This window comes from Streptomyces xanthophaeus (assembly GCF_000725805.1).
Classification (GTDB): Bacteria; Actinomycetota; Actinomycetes; order Streptomycetales; family Streptomycetaceae; genus Streptomyces; species Streptomyces xanthophaeus.
In genome coordinates this window covers 110,965-132,473 of record NZ_JOFT01000019.1, presented here as the reverse complement: position 1 = coordinate 132,473, position 21,509 = coordinate 110,965, and the positions used below count along the sequence as shown (strand labels likewise).

Below are 21,509 nucleotides of genomic sequence, written 5' to 3'. Positions count from 1 at the left end.
GCCGCCAGCCGCCGGCCGCCGAACCGGACCGCGGACCGCGGGGCCGCGCCCAGAAGACCGAGGAGTGACCCACCATGGCTCAACGCCCTTCTCCGGAGGCCGACGGCAACGACATCGCCGTGGAGATCCTGGATCACGCCGTCGCCATCAGGCCCTCGGGCGAGATCGACATCGAGACCGCCCCCGCCCTGCGGCTGGCTCTCACCGAGGCCCTCGCCCACGCCTCACCGGCCAGGCCCGTGGCGGTCGACTGCACCCGCGTCTCCTTCTGCGACTCCACGGGGCTCAACGCGCTGCTCTCCGCGCGACGCGCAGCGCAGGAGAACGGGATCACCATCCGTCTGGCGGCCCCCAACCATCAGCTCCTGCGCCTCCTGGACATGACCGGAGCCCTGCCCCTCTTCCCCGTGGACCAGGACCGTCAGACCGGCGACCGCGCACCGGCGCGGGGTCCGGACGGCCCCCTCGGTAGGCCCGCGGGGCTGGTCAGGGGTTCTCCGCGGGCGGATCCGTGAGGGGGCGAGGGGGCGCGAGCGCCCGTGCAGTCCCCCTAGTCGGTCGGCTCTTGGGGCTTTCCCCCCGCCGGTCCGGCCTCCGGCTCGGCAGGTTCAGCCGTCTCGCTCCCGTCCTCATCGCCGGTGCCTTCAAGGTCGGGGGCACCCCGCCCGACGGGCGGCAGGTCAGGGGTCACGGCGTTGCGGTTCTCCGGAACCGAAGCCGGAAGCTCCGGCTCCGGCTTGGGCTCCGTTACATCATTGTCGCGGTCCATGGCTGGTCTCCTCCCACATATGCGTACGAAGCCCGTCTGCCCACCACCTGTCGACGCATCCGTCCCACGTCACGGTCGGCGGAGAGCAGGCCGGTCCGGTCGAGCAGCGGTCGGCCTTCTCGGCGGGCTAGAGGTCCAACTGGTACTCGTAGGCCGTGTGCGTCGGCAGGTAGCCGAGCCTGTCGTTGACACGGCGCATGTAGGGGTTGTTGTCGGCAGTGTCCGTGAGCAGGCCGCCGAGTTGAGGATGGTTCTCGCGGGCTGCCAGGATCGCGGCCGCTTTCATCCAGCGGGCCAGGCCGTGTCCCCGGTGGCCAGGCAGGACGGCCGTGCCGTAGTGCAGGGCGTCGCCGGTGCCACTGCCCGGGACCACGAGTTCGGTGAAGCCGACGACGTGCCCGTCCGACCGGTCGACGGCCGCGACGGTGTGGAGGATCTCCCCCCGCGCCTCGACGGCCGCAGCCGCGGCCCGCATCCGTTCGACGTCCCAGTCGACCCTGCCGTAGTCGACGGCGCCCATCGGCATGTCGTCCATCGCGCGGCGCGAGGCTACGTAGGTGTCGGCGAGTTCGTCGGACACCTGCCCCTGCCATGCGGTCAGCCGGTAGCCGGTGTGGGGCGCTTCAGCGATGGCCGTCAGCGCGGGGAGGTCGGCGTCGCCCAGGTCAAGGCGGGCATAGGTCAAGGTCAGTGCGATCTTGAACCCGGCGTCGGCAAGGAAAGCCGGGCCTGGAGTCGCGTCCTGGGCCTGGGCGATCATGCTGCGTCGGCCGTCCTCGCGAGCTGCCGCGACGGCCGCAGCGAGCAACTGGCTACCGACCTGCTTTCGTCGCTCGGCGGGATGGACCTGGATGTCCAGTTCGGCGAGGTGGCGCTGGCCTTGTCGGGTGAACAGGCGCAGGAAGGCGGACCCGGTCGGGCTGCCGTCGGCGTCTGAGGCCAGCCAGGCCAGACGGCGGCTGGAGGAGGTCTCGTCGGGGTCGATCAGGGTGGTGATGCGGACGGACAAGCTGTCTCCGTTGCTGGGGGCTGGGCGGCGGGAGCCGCTGGCCAGTTCAGGCAGGGTACTGACCTCCCGTCACCGGGCCCAGGGCAGGGCCGGTGTTCCGTCGGGGCCCGGCACACCGGCCGGGCACACTGTCCGGACGCACCTCGACAGGGCCCCGGCACAGCCCGCCAGGCAGGGGACGACGCCGACCCGTCCGCTCCGCCGCTCGGGGCGCCCCTGCTCACCACGCTTCCTGGGTACCGCCCGCCCGTACGTTGCCGCCGCTGTCGACGACGTACGCAGCAGGGCATGCGCGGCGTCGTGCCCCGGCGGGTCCGACCTGCCAGTGTCGACGGGTAGGACGGCGAAAGTCGGCAAGCGGCATCCCGTGCTGCCGTGGCGGTCATCGCGCACCAAGGCAGCAGAGGTGTCCCGAGGGCTGCCCGTCGCAAGATCGGGTAGGCGGCCCCGAGAAGGCTCGTACGGGAATGGTGATCGGCTTGCTGGGTTTGACCGGGATCGACGTGGTGTACGCCTGCGCGGGGCTGGGGGCTCTGTGCGCGGCGGTGCTTCCGACCGCCCTGGCCAAGCGGCCCCTGTCCTTGCCCATGGTATTTCTGGCGGCGGGGTTCCTGGTGTTCCTGCTGCCGCTCGATGCGCTCCCATCGCTGGATCCCGTCCGGCACCGGAGCCTGGTGGAGCACCTCACGGAGGTCTGCGTGGTCGTCGCGTTGATGGGCGCGGGACTCGCCATCAACAGGCCTCCGGGCCGACGTACCTGGTCTACGACGTGGCGGCTGCTCGGCCTGGCCATGCCGCTGACGATCCTGCTCACCGCGGCCGCGGCGGGGTGGTTGGTGGGGTGGCCGCCGGCCGTCGCGCTCATGGTGGCGGCGGCCCTGGCTCCTACGGACCCGGTACTGGCCGCGGAAGTACGCGTCGGAGAGCCGACCGACGACGAGGACGACGAGGACGAGGTTCGCTTCGCCCTGACCAGCGAGGCAGGACTCAACGACGGTCTGGCCTTCCCCTTCGTCCTGGCTGCCATCGCGCTGACCACGGCCTCGGCCACGGGCTGGTCCACGGACGGGCTCTGGCACTGGGTGTGGAGTGACATCCTGGTGCGCAGCGTCGTGGGACTCGCCGTGGGGTTCGGCGTCGGGCGCCTCCTCGGCTGGATGTTCTTCCAGGCCGCGTGGAAGGCACTGCGGCTCTCGGAACACCGCGAGGGCTTCGTCGCGCTTGCCGCAACCTTCACTGCCTACGGTCTGACCGAACTCCTCCACGGCTACGGTTTCCTCGCTGTGTTCGTCGCGGCCTGCACCATCCGGAACGCCGAACGCGCCCATGGGTACCACCGCGTCATGCACGCCTTCACCGATCAGGTCGAAAGACTTCTCACCGCCGTCATCCTCTTCCTCGTGGGCGGCTTCATCGCCGACGGTGGCCTCGCTGCACTGACCTGGCGCGGAGCCGTCCTGGGACTGGTGCTCTTCCTGCTGATCCGTCCGGCCGTCGGCTGGGCCGTCCAGATGCGGGGCAATGCCACGGGGAAAGAGCGGATGGCCATCGCGGTGTTCGGCATCCGGGGCATCGGCTCGTTCTTCTATCTCGCCTATGCGTTGGGCGAAGCCGATTTCGCTGCGCCCGCGCGCGAGCTGTGGGCCGTGGTCACTTTCACCGTGCTGCTCTCGGTACTCCTTCACGGCGTCGCGGCGACACCCGTTACGGCCCGGCTCGACCGCTCGGCCCGGGATGGGTGAGAAGAGCCGGTGCCACCGAACTCTGTGTTCGCCTATCCGTCAGAAGGGCGGTTCGAGATCGCCGCGGCCATCACTGTGTGGCCCGCAGTCCCACGGCTCCTCCTGAAGAGGTTCAACGCCGGTGACGTCGTGGCCCCATGCTTCGAGGGCCTTCCAGGCAACGCGCCGGTCATGGGCGTCGCTGCTGGTGTCCAGGAGCCGGCGCGCGTGCACCGCGAGGTGATCGCGGTGCTGGGCAAGCGCGGGGTGTTCGGCGAGGATGAGCGCTGCGAGGCCGGCGGCTTCGCGCACGTCCTCGTGACTGTCCTGCAGGAAGGGCGCGACGGCTCGATACAGGATCGGGCGCAGGTCCCGGAGGGCCACCATCGTGGTGCCGTGCGTGAGGAAGCCAGGGAAGTATCGCTCGATGCGGTCGACCATCTCGTCGGAGGCGTCGTAGGCCGTGGAAGCCAACCAGTTCAACAAGGTCGCGCGGACGGGTACGTTGCGATACGGCCGGAGGGTCATGGTCGCCGGGTGGGCGAGGATGCCGGCGACATACATGGCGACGGGTGCGGTGGCCTCGTAGACGGTGCTCTGGTGGCCGACCAGCTCGCTCAGTTCCGACAAAGCGGTGACCTGCACCTTGGGATCAGGCTCCAGCAGCCGTGCGAGGACTTCGGGAAGGCACTCACCGCTCCCGAAGGCGGTCTGGAGCGAACCCCAGTCAGTCTCCGTCAGGACTACCTGGTAGGACGGCACATCAGGCTCTGGGGGCGGGCGGCAACCGCGTGGTTGCCGCCCCCGCCCCGCACATCCGTGTCCGCTCCGGTCACAGACGGTGCGGACCGTCGTAGTAGCCGCCGACCTGGCGGTGGTAGTCCGCGTCACCGAGGTGCTTGTCCTTGTCGAACTCGGGAGCGTTCTTGATCTGTTCCTTCGTCCGGTCCACAAAGACCTTTTCGTCGTCCGGGTCGATCCGGCTGATCGTGCCTGCCGGCAGCAGGACTTCCTTGCCGAAGATCCACGGACCGGTGTCGACGACGATGTAGGAGGAACCGACCTCGTCGGAGTGCTTGTCGACCTTGCCGATGGAACCGTCTGTCGCCTCGACCTTGTAACCCGTCAGATCGGCACCAGCCAGACGGCCCGACGTCTCGCGGTAGCCCCACACGTTTTCAGTCATGCGAAAAACAACTCCTTCGGTCATCGAGAGGCGGCAGAAACGCAGCATGCACTGCTATTCCTGTTCCGCATTTCACGAGCTGCGGAAATTTGAGCTTCTCGTTCCGCCTAGCTCTCCCATGCCCCGTATTCGTTCCCGCACGCACTCGGCTCCGATACCGAGCCGGGTTCACCGCTCTGAGGGAGGTCCTCCCGGCCGCCCGCCTTCACCTCACCGCCAGACGGGCCGTTTCAGGAACTCGCCGGGCTGAGGTCGATGTGCCTTCAGCTGGGTAGGCGCCGGGCATGGAAGCCGAGAAGTCGACAGAGAACGCCCAGGACCTGCTCGCGGGGCTGAGTGTGGATGCCAGCCGCCCGGAGGAGCCGGTGCTGCTTGATGCCGACGGCACTGCGATCCGCACCTGGCGGGAGAATTACCCCTACGACCGCAAAATCCGACGTCAGGAGTACGAGCGGGCCAAGCGGATCCTGCAGATCGAACTGCTCAAGCTTCAGCGCTGGGTCAGAGAAACCGGTGCGCGGGTCGTGGTGATCTGCGAGGGCCGGGACGCGGCCGGGAAGGGCGGCACGATCCAGCGGTTCACCGAGCGGCTCAACCCCCGCGGCGCCCGCATCGTGGCCCTGGACAAGCCCACGGACCGGGAAGCCGGACAGTGGTACTTCCAGCGCTACACCGCCCACCTGCCCGCCCCAGGCGAGATCGTCTTCTTCGACCGGTCCTGGTACAACCGGGCCGGCGTCGAGAAGGTCATGGGCTTCTGCTCCGACGATCAGTACGAACTCTTCCTGCGGCAGTGTCCGGCCTTCGAGGACATGCTCGTCGAGGACGGCATCCTTCTGGTCAAGTTCTGGTTCTCCGTCTCGCGTGCCGAGCAGCGCACCCGCTTCGCGATCCGCCAGGTCGATCCCGTGCGTCAGTGGAAACTTTCTCCCACGGACCTTGCCTCCCTGGGTCTGTGGGACGCGTACACCACCGCCAAGGTCGCCATGTTCCGGGCCACCGACACCAAGCACGCACCCTGGACCGTGGTCAAGAGCAACGACAAGCGGCGGGCCCGGCTGGAAGCGATCCGTAGCCTTCTCGACCGCATCGACTACGACCGCAAGGACGCCTCGGCGGTCGGGCAGCCCGACCCCCTGATCGTGGGCGCCGCCGACACACTCCTGGAATCCGGAGAGGAAGACGCCGCCCTCTCCCCCACCCCGCTGGCCGGACCCCTTCCCGGCCCCGGCCGCCACCCGCACCACCACACCCCATCGACCGAGCGCGCCTGACCGGGCCCGTCGTGACCAGGCGGTTCACGCCGGCTCAGCATCCGTCGACACAGCACAAGCAAATCCGTGCCCCCTCGGCGCGCGATGGCGTTGCAGGGCTGCCCACGCCGAACGCTCCCCGCTCCCCGTCGCCCGCGCGACGGCCTCCAGGGCCCCGGGGGCCCTGCCCGGACACCCGACGTATTCACGTCAGCTGAACCGATCCGGCGACCCCCACGTCACCGCTCCGAGACAGTGGCGTCGTGTGCAGGCGGTTGCGCAGGTGTATGAGGGCCTCGAAGTCAGCGACCTGCGTGAACCTCCTCAGCAGGCGGCCGATCAGGACGTCGTCCCCTGCTCCCACCGCCAGCACGATCGCCTCAGCCGCCTCCCGCACCGCGGGAGACAGCCCTGCAGGGCTGCCGGCGTGCTCACCGCATCCGGATCGGGCTCCTACGGAGGACACCGTCACCTCGTCGCGCACGGGAGTGGTCCCGACGGGTTCCCACGCACGGTTTCGGCTCCGGTTCGGCGCTGTCTCGGTCATGGCCTGATCCTGTGCTCCCGCGGGGTCAGCCAAACTCAGGAACGTCGGCGACAGACCAGCCGGCCTGGGCTTCATGGTGGGCAACCGCTCCATCGGCTTCGCCCATGGGCGCACGTCGCGGCGAGCCTCGCCCACGTCCACGGTGAGCGGCGGCCACCGCGGTCAGCGGCTCACCGATCTGCTGATTCCGAGCGCAGCGGGCCGTACGGTCGTGCGCAGCCGGCCGGGTCGTGGTGGCCGAGGGTGAGGGAGCGACTGCCGGGCCAAGGCATCGGTGCCATCTCCGGTGGTGCTCCACAGGCGGATACACGGCTGATGCCTTACGGGGCCAGCTCTTGCGGCGGCGCCTCCCGGCCGGTGAATTTACGCTGGAAACGACGGCCGGTGCGCGGAGCGGCCCCCGGTCGTCACCGTGGGCACCTGCCCCTCCCCCACTGCGCAGGTGCCCACCCTCCGGCGAGCGCCCATCCGGTGGCCGTGCAGGGCCCCGTCGAATCGGAGAAGTGGTGGCAGCAGGACGGAGTCTTCGACCAGCTGCACCGGATTCTGCTCGCAGAGCTGAACGCGGCCGGCCGGCTCGACTGGTCGAGGGCGTGCGTGGACGGCTCCCACATCCGCGCAAAAAAAAGGGGGCGCCAACACTGGTCCGTCGCCGGTCGACGGCGGAAAACGGGCAGCAAACACCACTTGATCTGCGACGGACGCGGCACCCCGCTCAAGGTCATCACGACCGCGGCGAACGTCAACGACGTCACCCAGACCCCCGCCCTCATCGACGGCATTCCACCGGTGGCAGGGCGTCCCGGCCGGCCCCTCCGACGTCCCGAAGCTTTGCTCGGCGACAAGGGCTACGACTCCAACCCCAACCGCGATCAACTGCGCAAACACCGGATCCTGCCCGTCATCTCCCGCAAAGGAGCCCCGCACATCAAGAGCACGGGCCAGCTCCGCTACGTCGTCGAGCAGACCTTCGCCCTCCTCCATCAGTCCAAACGACTCGCCGTCCGCTGCAAACGCCGACCGAAATCCACGACGCCTTCGTCTCCCTCGCCTGCGGCCTCATCTGCTGGCGGCGCCTCAACAAGCCCGACTCATGATCGTGTTACGAGCTCTAAGGGTCGAACCCTGCGGACTCTGAATACTCGCCATCGAGCCGAATGACACGCTCGCCGGATTCTGGGAACGGTTCGGTATCCCCTGCTTGATCCTTCAACCAGGTGAGCCCTGACACAGCATCACGACAGGGGCGTGGGCTGCCCAAGCTAAGGCAGGTCATCCGCGAAGGGAGTGACACCGCCTGGCCAGCTGAACGAGAATTCATGACTTTCCCGATCATAGGCTACTGATGCTCCGCATGGCGGAAGGTCCAGGAAACGATGCAACCAGCCGTCCATTGCGAGAGCGGCCACTTCTGCTCGGTAGTCCCCGTTTGGATAGTCCAGAGAAGTTACATCGACCACTCGGCTGCAACCTTGATCGGCAACGGCAAGAAGGTCGGCATGCAATGACAGCCCGAAGGAAAGCCAGGCGGCATCCTTCCAGGCCAGTGGGCCTGCCGGGAGGTGAAGGTAGACATTGCGGTAGATTTGCAGCGCACCGGCCGGAACCCCTGCAATCTCGCGCACCTCGGCAGAGATATCGGCGGCGAGGCCGACGCCACCCTTGAAGAATCTGTAGCGGGAAACCTCTGCCACTTAAATCTCCTCAGAATTTCAACAGGTGGAATATGCGCTTATCGAAGAAATATCCACGGCCATACTTCCAGGCAAATCCTCGGATTTAGTCGTAATCATGCGGGAAATCCTCTCCGCATATCCTGCTGTGGGCCTCCATGAATCTCTCCGCGTCTTCTGGGGACATGGAGACAATCTCAGCCTTCTTCAGTCCCAGGAAGTCTTCGGCGGAGACTCTGAAGGGGACGATCTCAACGTTCACACCCTGGCCCAGGCGGACGTCTGCATAGATGCGGGCATCCTCAATCGTGCCCCATGAATACACACCGTGGCCGTACTGACCTCGGGTCGCGTCATCAGGCCACAGTTCTCCGCCGCTCGTGAGACGTGATGCATCCGCCGGGCTCTGAACCGTATAGAAGTCACGGTCAGGGCAGCCTTCAGGACTGTGGCCCAGTGGGTCGGCCCACGTGTGAGGGTTGTGGACATACCTCGCCGGGTTGGGAGCAGGGGCGAGGCCCAGAGGGTCGGGGGTGAGGTAGCGGGCTGTTTCGGGGTCGTAGGTGCGGAAGTAGTTGTGGTGGAGGCCGGTCTCGGGGTCGAAGTATTGGCCGGGGAACCGAAGGGGGGTGTAGGCGGTGGCGTCGCGTGTCCAGGTGGTGGGGCCCCAGAGAGTGGAGCGGGCGCGCCAGGCGATGTCACCCGATTCGTCGATCAATTCGCGGGGGGCAACGAGGTCGGTGACGATCACGAAGAAACGATCGTCGGTGGTACCGAGGTGCCGTTCTGCCTGGGTGAGGGGGTGCAGGCCGTTGTGGTTCCATGTGAGGGTGACGCCAGGACCATCACTGTGGAAAGCCCTGCGCCAAACGGAGCGGCCGCTGGAGGACGAGTGCTGCTGCCGCTGACCGAGGAGCGAGGGGTGCATCAGCGTGAGCTGTTCAAGCCTCCGCATCCGGCTCTCTGTCTGACGGCCGAGGCGACAGCGAACATGAAGCCTTCAAAGCGTGAAACTGTCGCAGAAGCAGATCAAGGGCGACGATGAGAACACGATGGCGGTGGACCTGCAGACCCCCGCAGGGCCAGGCCCGACCGGGCGGGTTCGGTACCTTCGACGACGTCCCAAATCAGCAGTTCGTTTCGAGGTCAGCTGGCCGTCCGCGCCGACTGGAAGGATGACGCCTCGCTCTTGCAGAGCTACCGCGTCTCGGACGGTGACGCGGTCCTCGTACAGGAGACCATCATCGGGCCCCAGATGGACCCGAAGCTGGGCCATCTGCCCGGCGTCGTGACTCAAGTAGAGATCATGGAATTCGGAGATCGAGCGCGGCTGATCCCAGTCGACCCGCCCAGGGAGCTCCCCAAGTGACAGAAGCAGATCCCGACGTCGTACTCGCCTGGACCCGTGGTGACACCACAGTCCGGTGGAGCGGCCCCGTGGGCAACGTCGAGCAGCAGTACGAGTTGCCGCCGCAGGACGTCCTGGTGTGGCGGGAGCACGGCGAGACGCTGGTGTTGGTGGTTGAAGCTATCAACGGCGCACCGTTCACACCTTCCGACAACGCGGCGGTCTACCGGGCCGACGGCTCGGAGCGGTTCCGGCTGCACCCGCCACGCGACCTGCTGCCGAACCCGGACGATGTGCACGGCTTCTACACCGCCTTCCCCCAGGACGGGCGGCCACTCGTGATCATGGTTACGCGCAACGCCGGCGATTTCCAGGGCCGTATCGACCTGGAGACCGGCGAGATGGTGAATACCAACACTTGTCGCTGAGCTGCGCGGTCGATTGCGGGGTCAACCGGCTCAAGCGATAGGGGCATCAAGCTCGCCGTCCGCTACGAAGCGACCCTGCTGATCGCAGTCCTTAACGAGTGGCTGTGGCAGACCTCCTGTTGAGACCATGCGCCGGTGAACTCAGGACTCCCCGCCGGATGGACGATCGAACGCGTACGCGCTCTTTCCGGAGACCCAAGCGCCGCCCCGCTCTCCTTCGATCGGTTTGTAGTCGTCGAGGCAGCCGATCAGGGCGACTACGAGCCGCTCCGGCCCGATGTAATTCTCGCGTTCCACGAGTTGTGCCTCGTGGGAGACGACGGTGAGTGGTTCATGGGGCAGCTCGACGACGACGGCTCAGTGATCTGCTGGGCCTCCTACGGGTCCGACCTTTCCGAGGCCATCCGCAGTCTCTGAACGACACCCGCACCTTCAGCCACTTTCGCAGCAGACCCTAAGGGTCACGGGCTCGGACGGCAGGACCGTCCAAGCCTTCTTCCCGCGACATACAACCCCGTTGGATTTTTTTCGGTCGTGTTGTATCGGGGAGTGGAACTGCCAATGGTTGACCTCGCCATACGCAAGTGCGGCCTTCAGGTGAGCACGTGTGCACGCTCACTCTGCGATGTTGTTACTCGCCCCCGCGGTGAGCGGGGCGAATTCATCCATGTACACGCGGTGTTCCACGTAGATCATGGACTCTGGAGTCTCTCCCAGTGGTGATAGATCGACACCTTCGAGCTTCCCGTACCCGTCGAGATCGCTCAGCGCGTGCAGTAGGGCGACGCGACTCACCAGTTGCTGGACGTCGCCTGCCACCCGGTCGCCCCGGCCGAGCAGGAGACATAGGAGAGGGGCTGCTGCCCGCGGTGGATGGATTTGAGGATGTGGAGGGCGTACTCGACCTGCTGTGCGCCAGTGCGGAGGCCCGAGGGGTGCCCGTGGGCCTGTCTATTGCATTCGCAGAGTTGTGTGCGGATGAGCTCAGGTCCTTGTCGGAATGGACGATCAGTCGTCTGCCTGAGACATCGAGAAGCTTGGTCCGGCTGGGCCAGGTCTTGTCGACCAGTTCGAGGAGGACTTCACCCTCTCCCGCGACCCGGACGAACGAGCCGCGTTCATCACCCTGTTGATCACGGCCACCGCGGCCGCGACCAGCCGAACCCGGGTGGTGCTCGGCCCGACGAGCAGCCAGGAGCGGCGGCCGGGCCAGTGAGGAGTTCGAGCGCTGCCGTGTCCGACAAGACCTCCACGTCCGGATCAGGGCGCCACGCGGCGCGGCGCACCTGCCTGTAGAGGCCATCCTCCAGGCGGCTACCTGGCAGCCGGTCCCGCGCCGCCGGCCGCTCGGAATCCCAGGGCGCCCGACGCGGCCTTGGAGGCGGCGCGCAGGGCGGGCAGGTCCTCGGCCGGCATCGAGAATCCGTGGCCCGCGGCGTGCTCGACCAATTCCGCCGGGAGTTCGAGGTTGTACCGCTCGACATAGGCGGCGAGGTCGACTCGCCAGACGAAGCGGTTGTCGGACAGCAGCGACGATCCGCCGGGCACGCGGAAGGTGCCCCCGATGACGTCGATCGTCCCCTCCATGATGTCGAAGATCGGATGCCCGGATTCGAGGTACCGCTCCACTTCCGCCTTCGGATAGGACGCCTGATCCCGTACTTTGTCCGCGATGGGTTCGCGGAATACGGCAACGTTCTCCGGGTCCATCTCCCGGTAGAATCCGATCATTTCCATTCAGGTCATCCTTCCAGCATGGGCGGAACCCCTCCAGTAGCCGCCCTTGTCGATCACTGGGGTTTGTCCCGTCCCTTCGAGTCTATCGGTGCCGACGCGGTCCGTCGGCGCGCACGGTGGCGCCGAGTTCGTTGGCGATGCGGTCGGCGATCCAGGATCCGTCCGAGCCCGAGTGACACACCATGAGCCGGAGCGGTCCACCGTTGTAGTGCGGATTGTCGTCACGGCGTCCACGAGCTGGCCCGCGTTGACATTGCCGTGGGGCATCTCCAGCCAGCCGTTCGGGCTCCCGTGCGCCACCACGTCGTGTTCACCGGCGTTCGCCACGTTGTTGAAGTTGCGCGTGCTCTGCCCGTCGGTGCCGACCAGCGTTCCGGTCGGGCTGTGAGTCACCGGATCGCCCGCGGGGATCCGGTTGTCCGCCATGCAATCGATGCCGCCGCCGCACGGTGACAGTCCCAGGGGGTCGCTGCGCCGGTACGGATTGCCCACGTACGCAACGGGGTTGGGCGTCGGCGTTATGCCGAGGGGGTCGGGTGAGGCGTAGCGCGCCGACTCCGGGTCGTAGTAGCGGAAGCGGTTGTAGTGCAGCCCCGTCTCGAGGTCGAAGTACTGGCCGGGGCGGCCGTAGCATCCAGCGCCGCGACTACAGCTACCGCGCCGACGGCCACCTCACCGGCATTCACGACCGGCTCACCGGCCCTACACGTGGGCCCGGCGTAGCCGTGGCCGGCCAGGTGTCGGCCCAGGCCCGTCCCTCACTCCTCCAGCTCGTCGGCCGCGAGCGGGGAGGCGTATCCCGTGCCCTCCGGCAGAAACGGTCGAGCTTCATCACGACGCGCTCGTGATCCCGCAGGAGGTGCGGCTGCAAGCGGTCGCGCGAGCAATGCAATGCGACGTGCGCGCCAGACAAGGGTTGGAACGTGGGAGGTATGGCCCGCGCCCTGGCAGAGGAAAGGGTTCCAGCGGCCTGCCCCGGAACTGGCCGTACGGCCGGTGGTACAGGTCAGGCGTACCTGTCGGGGTCCGCGAAAGCGGCCAGACCGTCGCCCTGAACACCACAAGGGGCACTCCGTACGCCACGGGTGGAGGCCGGTGTTTGGGACGGCCTCTTCGGACCGCCTGCCCCGCACCGAGGCGTCCGCGGGGCCGGTGGGCAGGATGCGGCGGCCTATCCCTCGTCCGCGTCGTCGGGCGCCCAGCGCAGTACGTCGCCGGGCTGGCAGTCGAGGGTGCGGCAGATCGCGTCGAGTGTGGTGAACCGGACCGCCTTGGCCCGGCCGTTCTTCAGTACCGCGACGTTGGCGGGGCTGATTCCGACGGCGGCGGCGAACTCGGCGACAGAGAGCTTGCGTTTGGCGAGCTGCACGTCCAGGTCGACAATGATGGCCATCAGACCACCTCGGCAAGTTCGCTCTTCATGTGGTTCGCCTTGCGCAGCAGACTGCGCATGATGACGATGAGCATGACCAGGCAGGCCCCGATGCCGGTGGCCGCGATTGCGGCGGCCAGCGCGCCGAGGAGTTCCATCCCGTCATCGGGGGAAGGGACGGCGGCCAGCATCAGGTGGCAGGTGACGCCGAGGGCCAGCACGGTGGCCGCGACGGTGGAGCCGGTGATGGTGTCGACCCAGCGCAGGGCTGCCGGGGAGAAGATCGCATCACGTTCGACCATGGTGAGCAGCCGCCATGCGGCGGCGAGGACGACCTGGACGCAGGCGATCCCCGCCACGGCGACGATCGTGTAGGGCAGGGCGTACGGGGCGTACGGGGGGAAGCGGTCGACCTCGTCGGCTGCCGTGGTGGGGATGACGACGAGCTGGCCGAAGAGGCCGAACAGGATCGCCGTGGCGATGCCACCGCGCAGCATGGTGATGAAGAAGCGATGCATGCATCGATAATCGATCGATTCCGATCGATAGTCAATGGGTCTTTGGGGTGCGCTCGGTAGACGGCGGCCCCGTTTCAGCCGTCGTGCCGCCCGGCGGCACCGCGATCGGGGGCGCTCATGTCCCCCGTCCCGGGCGTGCCGTCGGCGAGCCCGTAGCGCAGGTAGGCGGTTCCCTTCGGGCCGGCTGCCGGCGGTTCAAGGAGTGTGAGGTTCGTGGGCACCGCGCCGTCGTCGAACACCTTCTTCCCGACGCCCAGGACGATCGGGTGCACCCAGAGGTCGAGGCGGTCGAAGAGCTTCTCGCGCAGGAGGGTCTGCACCAGGTTCAGGCTCCCGACGACCTTCACGTGCTCGTGCCGGTCACGGATCTCGCGCACCGCGCCGGCCAGGTCCGGACCGAGCTGCGTGGAGCCGGCCCACGACAGGTCGGGCCTGCCGCGGGAGGCCACGTACTTGGGGACGCTGTTGAAGAGCGTGGCGATCTCGCCGTCCTCACCGCCCTTCTGGTGCGGCCAGAAGGCGGCGAAGATGTCATACGTCCGCCGGCCGAGCAGGAGGGCGTCCGTGCCCTCGTACGCGGCACCGACCTGTGCCCCGGCGACCTCGTCGAACAAGGGTGCCTGCCAGCCGCCGAACGGGAAGCCCACCGGGTCCTCGTCGGGACCGCCGGGCGCCTGCCCGACGAGGTCGAGAGTTGCGAACAGTTCGATGTGAATGAGGCCCATGACGTGCTCCCGATGAAGTGGACGAAGCCGTTCGGTAGGTAGACCGGTGGAGGCGGCCCGACTCATCGCTCCGGGGGCTCCCCGTTCACCCGTTCAGCCGCCACTCTCCGTCACCGGCCTCCCTCACCGGCCCACGGGGAGTGACCGGGATCAGGTCGTCGGGTCCTGGAAACCGTCGATGACCGTCGTTTCGAGGTCCCCTGGTGCCGGAGGCCTCCCTCTCGGCAGAGGGTGTCCGCGGAGGCTCCCAAACGACCAGGCTCGCCCGCCGCGTGGCTGCACACCTCCGCTGAAGGAGCGCTCCTGCCCGCATCGTAGGCTCACCCCATGCCGACCGAGGACAGCCCGCAGGACACCGTCGAACACTGGCAGGACTGCACGGACGTGTACGACGTCCTGGACCAGATCCGGCTGAGGCCCCACATGTGGCTGCCAGGTGGCTCACTCCGTCATCTGGAGGCGGTCCTCACCGGCTACCGCGTCGCGCTCGGCGTGCATGCGATCGACGAACCCTTCGACTTCTGGCCCGAATCGCGATTCACGCAATGGCTTCACGAGCGTCGCGGAACGCCCAGCTCCCTCGGCTGGGCCGCCGAGATCGAACGCAGTACGCCCCCGGACTCCACCCCTGTCGTCGAGTTCTTCCAGCTGCTGGACGCTTTCCGGCGCGAAGCCGCCGCGCAAGCGGCACCGGCTGTCCGAACAACCAGCCTGCCCGGCATCGAATTCATGGCGACCACCTTCGTCACCCTCTTCTGGCGCCGGAGACTCCTCTCGGAAGCCGTCCTGCGGCTCGAAGACCGCGGCTTCCGTGTCATTCGCCTCGCTGCGGGCGAGTGGGCCTCCGAGCAGGACATGCACAAGGATGTCGCCGCCGCGCTGCAGTTCCCCGACTACTACGGTCACAACCTCGACGCGCTCAACGACTGTCTCGGCGACGTGGCCTGCTACGGCCCCTACGATGACTCACCAGTAGGCACCGGGCTCGTCCTTTCCATCACCGACTACGACCGCTTCGTCGCCGCTTGCCCGCGAGCGGCCCAGGTCGTTCTGGACATCGTTGCCGACCGGGCCCGCCGCGCGGCGGTGCTTCAGCGCCGCTTCTTCTGCCTGATCCACAGCAGCGACCCCGACATCCGGTTCGAACCAGTTGGCGCCATGCCCGTCATGTGGAACCGCGACGAATGGCTCGACGCCGAACGCCGGTGAGAACGCGGCACCATCTCGGGGGCACCTGCAGCCGCTACGAGACCGTCATTCCGAGGCCGTGGACTTCCAGGCGGCGGTGACACATCCTTCCTCCCAGTGCCACCAGCCCTTGACGTCACCGTGTTCCAAGAGCTTGCGAATCTTTGGCAAGTTCGCTGTCGGTGGGACGTCCAGAGCCACCATCCGGTACCGCTCGATGCCCTCACCGGTCGTACCGAGGCCGTGGAAGATCTCCAGAACGCTCTGACGGGCAGCGCCTGAGCCGCCGTCCTTCAGCACGATCAGCCGGATCGTGCAGTTCTCGGAAGCCCGAACTGTCTCCCCGGCCCACCGGACACCTTCATCATCGACCTCTACTCGGATGATGTCGTCGCTGGCGACTCCGCGTACGAACCACGGTGTGTTGTCCAACCGCACGGTGCCGTCGCCAAGGTCCACGGCCCACAGACTCTCGACGCTTGCCGGCGGCCATCCGTCCTCATCCACATCCATCCGGAAGTGGACCTTCACGTGGTCGGTGCTGATGTTCGTCACGGCACCATCATCCACACCGCCTCGACGACCGTGCCCTCGGCTGCCCATCCCTTCGCGGGAAGAGATCAATGTGTGCGGGGGAAGCGATCTTCAGATCCCCCGTGAAGACACAGCAGATCCCAGCCGGCTGGCAGCTGAGTACGCAGAACACTTCGGCCGCAGTTGCTCAGAGGACGCGACAGCCCCGGGATACGTGCCAGCAGCGCCGCTGGCGCGTATCCCGGTGGCCGGGGGGGCTCAGTCGGCCTGCCTGTTGGCCTCCTTGGGCAGGCAGAACATCAGGGCCCACATCAGGGCGAGGAGGCTGCCTACCCACCACAGCACGTTGATGAACGCGTCGCGGTTGAGTCCGGCGCCGGGCGAGCCACCGGTGGTGGTGAAGAACACCAGGGCGGTCAGCGCGGTGCCGAGGGCGATGCCCAAGTGCATGGCGGTGTTGAACAGGCCCGAGGCGGACCCGGCGTCCTGGTGCGGGACCTTGGCGAGCGACATGTCGGCGAGCGGGCCGCCGACCATGCCGAGGCCGAAGCCGATCAGTACCACCGGAGCGGTCATCGCCAGCAGGGTCAGGTCCCCCTGACCTCGGTGGGCCTGGAGTCCGTAGGCGGCCATCGCAGCGATCGTGACGAGGGATCCGGTCTGGGGCAACCGGCGGGCGAAGCGCCCGGCGCTCTTCGCCGCGACCGTCGCGCCGAACAGCTCTCCCAGGGAGAGCAGCACGAAGGCCAGCGCCGCGCGGAAGGGGCTCATGCCCAGTCCGTGCTGGAGGTAGAGGGTCCAGGTCATGAAGAACAGCCCGCACAGCAGGCCGTGCATCAGCTGCGCGGCCATGCCGCCAGCGAACTGCCGCCCCTGGAAGAGGGCGAATGGCACGAGCGGGGCGTTGTCCTGCTTGCGCTGCTGGTGGCGCAGGAAGACGACCAGCGTGAGGAGGCCTGCGGCGAGCAGGGCGAAGCACCACAGCGGCCAGTGCTGAAGATGTCCCTCGGTGAGGGGGTAGACGATCAGGACGATGGCCAGTGCGGACAAGGCCATGCCCGTCAGGTCGGGCCGGTCGGCCTTCCCGGCACCGGCAGTCGACTCGGGGATGAACCGGCGTCCCAGGTGGAGCACGGCGAGCCCCACAGGCACGTTGACCAGGAAGATCGGCCGCCATGACAACCCGAACAGGTCGGCCTCGGTGAGCAGGCCGCCCAGCACCGGACCCAGGACGTTGGCGAGCGAGAGGACCGCCCCGTACAGACCGAAGGCCTTGCTGCGGTTCTGCCCCTCGAAGGTGACATGGAGGGTGGCCAGGACCTGCGGGATCATCAGGGCCACCCCCACGCCCTGGAGCATGCGGGCGCCGATCAGCACGCCCGGCCCGGCGGCGAGGCCGCACAGCAGCGAGGCCCCCGTGAACACGACGGTGCCGATGAGGAGGATGCTGCGTCGGCCGTAGAGGTCGCCGAGGCGCCCGCCGGTGATCAGCCCGATGGCGACGGGCAGTGAATAGCCGGTGGTCAGCCACTGCAGTGCGGCCGGCCCGGCGGCGGTCGACTCCTGGATCGCGGGCAGGGCGGTCAGCACGACCGACTGGTCGAGGATGTCCATCAGCTCGGCGGTCAGCAGCACCAAGAGGGCGATCCGGGCCGCGAAAGCCGTTTTCGGGTGGTGAGGTGCCGGGTGCTTCGGGCTCTGGGTGGTGGGCTGCGGCTCGTTGTCGAGCGCGGAGGAAGACACGACGGGAAACTCCTGATCCAAAGAGATCGGGGAGCCCTGCCGACAGCCGCGCCGGGGCCGGAGAACACGAAACCCGGGGCAGACGGCAGAGCTGCACCCGGGAAAGAGAACTGCGGGGAGGGGTGACGCAACTCAGACCAGCGCGACGTCCGCCCCGGACACGTGCGACAAGACAGCACGTGGGGAACACGGACGACTACACGGCCTGGTTGATAGGACGTCACCTCAAGATCGACACAGAAGGAACAGGGAATCCTGTCACTGCCACCGACACCGCGGCACAGGAACCGGCTCACCATACGACACCCCCGCGCCCCGACGCACACCAGTTGGCGGACCCGCCCGCCAGGACGCCGGAGCGGGGGACGCACTCGGCGGCCTCCCCCGGCCGGCCCTGTACGGCGTGTGGAGGGGGCCAGAGGACTCTGCCGAGTCAGGCTTTCGACCGGCGCGCGCGGTGCCCCACTGGCGGCCGCGGCGCGGCGAACGGCCTCGATGCGCATCAGGGCCGCGCAGCGTCTGCTGCGCGGCCCTGATCCGATGTGCCTAGAATCCCGCCGCCACTGCCGTCGTCCGCTGCTCGGTCGGTATGAGCTGGGCGGGCCGACGGGGTGGGTCAGGCGGGGTGGGTCAGGCCGGGGTGATGTTCTCGGCCTGGGGGCCCTTCTGGCCCTGGGTCACGTCGAACGTGACGACCTGGCCCTCCTGGAGCTCGCGGAAGCCCGAGGCGTTGATCGCCGAGTAGTGGGCGAAGACGTCCGGGCCGCCGCCGTCCTGGGCGATGAAGCCGAAGCCCTTCTCCGCGTTGAACCACTTCACAGTTCCGGTAGCCATATCCATGCCTTCCAGTCGATGAACGCCTCCCGCACCATGCGGAAGGCGGAGGTGATCGCCCTGGTTCCTGCGGCACAGCACAGCAAAACGCCCACACCTACGGCGTGGGCAAGGGGTAACTTCCGAACCACGACAGCTGACGCAGACGTTACACGTCCAGCACGCCCCGTCACCAGAGGAACGGTGTGCACGTCGCGACTTTGAGCAGGCTCGCCGGCCGACCGAGAAGAGGACAAGGCCCGGCCCTCCCGAGTGGTCTCGGGAGGGCCGGGCCCGTGTCATGCGCGGCCGGTCGCCGCCGTTCTCACCAAGGGCTCCGCACCTTGACGCCGAGGGCCCGGACGCGGTCCTGGGCCTGCGGGTCGAGCTTCAGCAGCAGGTCCTCGCCGACGACCCCGTCGCGCCGCCAGATGGTGCAGAGGGTCTCCAGACCCGCTTCGGCGACCTGCGGGTCCGCGTCGGCCGAGGTCTGCACCAGGGCTTCGACGACCGGCCTGCCCTGCAGTCCCGCGACCGCCCGTGCCGTCCGGGCCCGCTGCTCCGCGGGGACGGCCGGGTCGGCGAGCGAGCGCAGCGCGTCCGCCGTGTCACGGGCGTCCTGGCAGGGCAGCACCCACACCAGGTACACGAGCTGCGCGCCGAGCACGATCAGGTACTGCAGTGGCACGAGCAGGCCCGCGGGCAGCAGCAGGAGCAGGGGCAGCACGATCAGCCAGCCGCCCCGGATCCGCGAGGGACCGCCGGTCGGCGGCTCGAACCGCCGGCCGGCCAGCAGGATGAGGACGAACATGGTCACGAGCGTCAGGAGGGTCCCCGCGATCAGCCCCGCCACCAGCCCCGCGCCGAACGCCCCCCAGAAGGGATCGTCGCCCAGGACGGGCAGCACCAGGGCCGCGGCCACCCAGCCGGGAACGACGGTCAGGACGTAGCGCTGCAGACAGGCCCACAGCCATCTTCCCGTGCTCATGGCAGCATCCTCATGTCAGCAGCCCCTCGTGCAGGTGCACGGTCCTTGTGGAAGAGGCCCCCCAGACCGTCGGGCGCATCGTAGCCGCTGGTGCGGGCCATGACGTCGTGGCCGCCCCACCGCGGCCTCTGGTGCTTCTGGTACCTCACTCGCCCCCGCCTCCTCCCCCACCTCCGCCCCCGCCTCCGTCTCCTCCGCCGCAACTGTGACCGCCGCCGGAGTGTGTGCCCGTATCCGGGCCAGGGCCGGAGTCTCCGTACAGGCGATTGCCCGTGCGCCTCGGAGGCCGGCCGTGACGGACTGGAGCTGCCTGCGCGCGCCCAACCGGGCGTCGCACGGCCCCTTCCCGGAGCAGGGTGCTTTCGACGAAGACGAACGCCGGCACGTTCGGGTCGCACTCGGCCTGCTGGAGGTGCCGTCGGCCCGCACGGGTCACCTGACGGTCCGCGCCCGTCACCAGGCCCCATACGGCCAGCCCACGGGCGATCTCTTCGACCTCCGGCGAGCGTTGCAGGCCAGCGCGTACAGTGTCGATGCTCTTGGTATGCCCGCAGAAGGCGACCACAGCGCGCTCGACCGCATGCAGGGGTTGCTCCCCGTCCACAGTGCGCACCTGCGAGGCGTGCACCACGAGCAGCCCGCGCCGGTTCAGTGCGATGACCGCGCTGTCCACCACCCGCCGGGCACCGCCCGCCAGGAACGCGACGTCATACACATCCAGAGTCCGCGTCTCGCCCGAGCCCCTTACGATCCACCGGAACACCCACCCCATACCTGGCCCTCCCCCGCTTCGGCCCGCTTCGCCTGTCGGCAGTGTCACCGGCCAGCGCGGCGGCCAACCCCCATCCCGCCCATCTCAGAGGAACACTTGAGCTACAGCCACGGCCACGAACACGACCACGCACTGGTCGCAGGCACCCCGAGCGACCGCGGTTGCCTGCTCACGGGCGACGGGGTCGGACACGCCGTGCTCGGCATCGTCCGGCTGCACAACCTCGCGGACCCGGAGGGGAATCAGTCGAGGCAGAACTCGTTGCCCTCGATGTCCTGCATCGTGATGCACGACTCGTTGACGCCATCGGCGCGCTGCGTCAGCACGTGTTTCGCGCCGAGTGCCATCAGCCGTGCGCATTCGGCCTCGAGCGTGGCCAGGCGCTCGTCACCCACGAGCCCTGCGCAGACCCGCACATCAAGGTGCACCCGGTTCTTGACGACCTTGCCTTCGGGAACTCGCTGGAAGAGCAGGCGCGGGCCCACACCCGAGGGATCAGCGCACGCGAAGTAGACCTCGTCCTCAGGCGGCAGCGAGTGGTGGTACTCCTCCCACGTGGCAAAACCCTCCGGGACTGCCGGTACGACGTACCCCAGCACCTCGCACCAGAAGGCGGCGAGGCGCGCAGGTTCCGCGCAGTCGAAGGTCACTTGGAACTGCTTGATCGTTGACATCGGCGCACGATAACAGGGGCCCTGCTCATCTCCACGGGCGGGTGAATCCACACGTTGCCGGGAGGACGGCCCCCGCGGGGCCGCCCGCTACCAGCTCTGCCACGCCGGGGCGGGGTGGCGGGGTGCGTGTCGCTTGCGGGCTTCGAGCCCGAGGAACGTGACTCCCGAGGCGAGGGTCGCGAGGAACGTCACCGCCATGGCCAGCAGCAGCAGGACGCTGGCGGGTTCCCCCAGGCCCAGCCACAGCGCCGCCGTGCTCGTCGCCAGGGCCACCAGCGACGAGAGCCTCGCGGTGAGCGACATCCTGCCGCTCACCGCGACGAAGGCATACCCGACGAGCAGGCCTGGCACGGCGGCCACCATCAGGCCCAGGAACAAGAAGACGAGCAAGGTGATGATCATGTCGTACCGACCTCCGGATCTCATGGCCAACTCGTGCCGAAGGCAGACGGATTCACGTCCTCCCGGCCTGACCGGCCCTCCCGGAACACCATGCTGTCAGATTTTCTGA

24 protein-coding genes and 2 pseudogenes are annotated in these 21,509 nt (G+C 68.0%); 9 read left to right on the top strand and 17 right to left on the bottom strand.

Annotated elements, in window-relative coordinates; all coding sequences use genetic code 11:
- Window positions 1-74 precede the first annotated feature (74 nt).
- Window positions 75-515, top strand: a complete 441-nt coding sequence (locus IO30_RS0113875) for an STAS domain-containing protein (RefSeq protein ID WP_051902229.1) — start codon at window positions 75-77, stop codon at window positions 513-515.
- 381 nt (window positions 516-896) lie between these two features.
- On the opposite strand, the gene IO30_RS0113870 is transcribed toward IO30_RS0113875, so the two are convergent.
- Entirely contained in the window at window positions 897-1,778 is an 882-nt protein-coding gene (locus tag IO30_RS0113870) for a GNAT family N-acetyltransferase (RefSeq protein WP_031142775.1), read from the bottom strand.
- Between the two features lie 467 nt (window positions 1,779-2,245).
- Here IO30_RS0113870 and IO30_RS0113865 point away from each other — a divergent pair, with 467 nt between their 5' ends.
- A complete protein-coding gene (locus IO30_RS0113865; protein WP_031142773.1) occupies window positions 2,246-3,520 on the top strand; it encodes a cation:proton antiporter in 1,275 nt (424 codons plus the stop codon).
- Window positions 3,521-3,559: 39 nt separating this feature from the next.
- On the opposite strand, the gene IO30_RS0113860 is transcribed toward IO30_RS0113865, so the two are convergent.
- Window positions 3,560-4,261, bottom strand: coding sequence for a hypothetical protein (locus IO30_RS0113860; RefSeq protein ID WP_051902227.1), 702 nt, complete (start codon window positions 4,259-4,261; stop codon window positions 3,560-3,562).
- 70 nt (window positions 4,262-4,331) lie between these two features.
- Complete coding sequence (locus tag IO30_RS0113855) at window positions 4,332-4,685, bottom strand: PRC-barrel domain-containing protein (RefSeq protein ID WP_031142769.1); 354 nt, start codon at window positions 4,683-4,685, stop codon at window positions 4,332-4,334.
- Window positions 4,686-4,969: 284 nt separating this feature from the next.
- Here IO30_RS0113855 and ppk2 point away from each other — a divergent pair, with 284 nt between their 5' ends.
- Window positions 4,970-5,959 carry a polyphosphate kinase 2 gene (ppk2, locus tag IO30_RS0113850; RefSeq protein ID WP_031142767.1) on the top strand — a complete coding sequence of 330 codons (990 nt, stop codon included), beginning with the start codon at window positions 4,970-4,972 and terminating at the stop codon, window positions 5,957-5,959.
- Between the two features lie 997 nt (window positions 5,960-6,956).
- Window positions 6,957-7,646, top strand: coding sequence for an IS5 family transposase (locus IO30_RS43400; protein ID WP_157853243.1), 690 nt, complete (start codon window positions 6,957-6,959; stop codon window positions 7,644-7,646).
- A gap of 101 nt (window positions 7,647-7,747) precedes the next feature.
- Here IO30_RS43400 and IO30_RS45370 read toward each other — a convergent pair whose 3' ends face one another.
- Together IO30_RS45370 and IO30_RS46945 are read right to left on the bottom strand one after the other, a co-directional pair.
- The gene (locus IO30_RS45370; protein WP_157853241.1) at window positions 7,748-8,179 is read right to left on the bottom strand and encodes a hypothetical protein; all 432 of its coding nucleotides are present in this window, start codon (window positions 8,177-8,179) and stop codon (window positions 7,748-7,750) included.
- A 406-nt stretch (window positions 8,180-8,585) separates the two neighbouring features.
- Window positions 8,586-8,993 (bottom strand): annotated as a pseudogene (locus IO30_RS46945) (RHS repeat-associated core domain-containing protein); the annotation flags it as partial.
- 354 nt (window positions 8,994-9,347) lie between these two features.
- Between IO30_RS46945 and IO30_RS0113830 the strand changes: the two are divergent.
- The 4 genes from IO30_RS0113830 (at window position 9,348) to IO30_RS48110 (ending at window position 11,150) form a co-directional block, all read left to right on the top strand.
- Complete coding sequence (locus tag IO30_RS0113830) at window positions 9,348-9,527, top strand: hypothetical protein (RefSeq protein WP_031142761.1); 180 nt, start codon at window positions 9,348-9,350, stop codon at window positions 9,525-9,527.
- Between the two features lie 68 nt (window positions 9,528-9,595).
- Entirely contained in the window at window positions 9,596-9,934 is a 339-nt protein-coding gene (locus IO30_RS0113825) for a hypothetical protein (RefSeq protein WP_051902225.1), read from the top strand.
- A 135-nt stretch (window positions 9,935-10,069) separates the two neighbouring features.
- Complete coding sequence (locus tag IO30_RS0113820) at window positions 10,070-10,351, top strand: hypothetical protein (protein WP_051902223.1); 282 nt, start codon at window positions 10,070-10,072, stop codon at window positions 10,349-10,351.
- 610 nt (window positions 10,352-10,961) lie between these two features.
- The gene (locus IO30_RS48110; RefSeq protein WP_373316396.1) at window positions 10,962-11,150 is read left to right on the top strand and encodes an nSTAND1 domain-containing NTPase; all 189 of its coding nucleotides are present in this window, start codon (window positions 10,962-10,964) and stop codon (window positions 11,148-11,150) included.
- 98 nt (window positions 11,151-11,248) lie between these two features.
- Here IO30_RS48110 and IO30_RS0113810 read toward each other — a convergent pair whose 3' ends face one another.
- From IO30_RS0113810 to IO30_RS0113785, 5 genes and pseudogenes are all read right to left on the bottom strand, one after another.
- The gene (locus tag IO30_RS0113810) at window positions 11,249-11,671 is read right to left on the bottom strand and encodes a hypothetical protein (protein ID WP_078904676.1); all 423 of its coding nucleotides are present in this window, start codon (window positions 11,669-11,671) and stop codon (window positions 11,249-11,251) included.
- A 444-nt stretch (window positions 11,672-12,115) separates the two neighbouring features.
- Window positions 12,116-12,292 (bottom strand): annotated as a pseudogene (locus tag IO30_RS46940) (RHS repeat-associated core domain-containing protein); the annotation flags it as partial.
- 550 nt (window positions 12,293-12,842) lie between these two features.
- A complete protein-coding gene (locus IO30_RS0113795) occupies window positions 12,843-13,064 on the bottom strand; it encodes a helix-turn-helix domain-containing protein (RefSeq protein WP_031142752.1) in 222 nt (73 codons plus the stop codon).
- Window positions 13,064-13,561 carry a DUF2975 domain-containing protein gene (locus IO30_RS0113790; protein WP_031142751.1) on the bottom strand — a complete coding sequence of 166 codons (498 nt, stop codon included), beginning with the start codon at window positions 13,559-13,561 and terminating at the stop codon, window positions 13,064-13,066. Before IO30_RS0113790 ends, IO30_RS0113795 begins: the two co-directional genes overlap by 1 nt.
- Window positions 13,562-13,635: 74 nt before the next feature.
- Window positions 13,636-14,286 carry a dihydrofolate reductase family protein gene (locus IO30_RS0113785; protein WP_031142749.1) on the bottom strand — a complete coding sequence of 217 codons (651 nt, stop codon included), beginning with the start codon at window positions 14,284-14,286 and terminating at the stop codon, window positions 13,636-13,638.
- 327 nt (window positions 14,287-14,613) lie between these two features.
- Between IO30_RS0113785 and IO30_RS43390 the strand changes: the two genes are divergently transcribed.
- Window positions 14,614-15,495 carry a barstar family protein gene (locus tag IO30_RS43390; RefSeq protein ID WP_078904674.1) on the top strand — a complete coding sequence of 294 codons (882 nt, stop codon included), beginning with the start codon at window positions 14,614-14,616 and terminating at the stop codon, window positions 15,493-15,495.
- A 45-nt stretch (window positions 15,496-15,540) separates the two neighbouring features.
- Here the strand turns inward: IO30_RS43390 and IO30_RS0113775 are convergent, their stop codons facing one another.
- The 7 genes from IO30_RS0113775 to IO30_RS0113735 all read right to left on the bottom strand — a co-directional run bounded on the left by IO30_RS0113775 (window position 15,541) and on the right by IO30_RS0113735 (window position 21,400).
- Window positions 15,541-16,029 (bottom strand): DUF4265 domain-containing protein, encoded by a 489-nt coding sequence (locus tag IO30_RS0113775; protein ID WP_031142746.1) that lies wholly within the window; start codon window positions 16,027-16,029, stop codon window positions 15,541-15,543.
- 237 nt (window positions 16,030-16,266) lie between these two features.
- Window positions 16,267-17,751 carry an MFS transporter gene (locus IO30_RS0113770; protein ID WP_031142745.1) on the bottom strand — a complete coding sequence of 495 codons (1,485 nt, stop codon included), beginning with the start codon at window positions 17,749-17,751 and terminating at the stop codon, window positions 16,267-16,269.
- A 630-nt stretch (window positions 17,752-18,381) separates the two neighbouring features.
- A complete protein-coding gene (locus tag IO30_RS0113765) occupies window positions 18,382-18,585 on the bottom strand; it encodes a cold-shock protein (protein WP_031142743.1) in 204 nt (67 codons plus the stop codon).
- A gap of 304 nt (window positions 18,586-18,889) precedes the next feature.
- Window positions 18,890-19,552: a hypothetical protein gene (locus tag IO30_RS0113760; RefSeq protein WP_031142742.1), complete on the bottom strand. Its 663-nt coding sequence runs from the start codon at window positions 19,550-19,552 to the stop codon at window positions 18,890-18,892.
- 145 nt (window positions 19,553-19,697) lie between these two features.
- The gene (locus IO30_RS0113750; protein ID WP_031142741.1) at window positions 19,698-20,324 is read right to left on the bottom strand and encodes a TIGR04222 domain-containing membrane protein; all 627 of its coding nucleotides are present in this window, start codon (window positions 20,322-20,324) and stop codon (window positions 19,698-19,700) included.
- A 242-nt stretch (window positions 20,325-20,566) separates the two neighbouring features.
- Complete coding sequence (locus tag IO30_RS0113740) at window positions 20,567-20,998, bottom strand: VOC family protein (protein ID WP_031142739.1); 432 nt, start codon at window positions 20,996-20,998, stop codon at window positions 20,567-20,569.
- An 87-nt stretch (window positions 20,999-21,085) separates the two neighbouring features.
- Window positions 21,086-21,400 carry a hypothetical protein gene (locus IO30_RS0113735; protein WP_031142737.1) on the bottom strand — a complete coding sequence of 105 codons (315 nt, stop codon included), beginning with the start codon at window positions 21,398-21,400 and terminating at the stop codon, window positions 21,086-21,088.
- Between the last annotated feature and the right edge of the window lie 109 nt (window positions 21,401-21,509).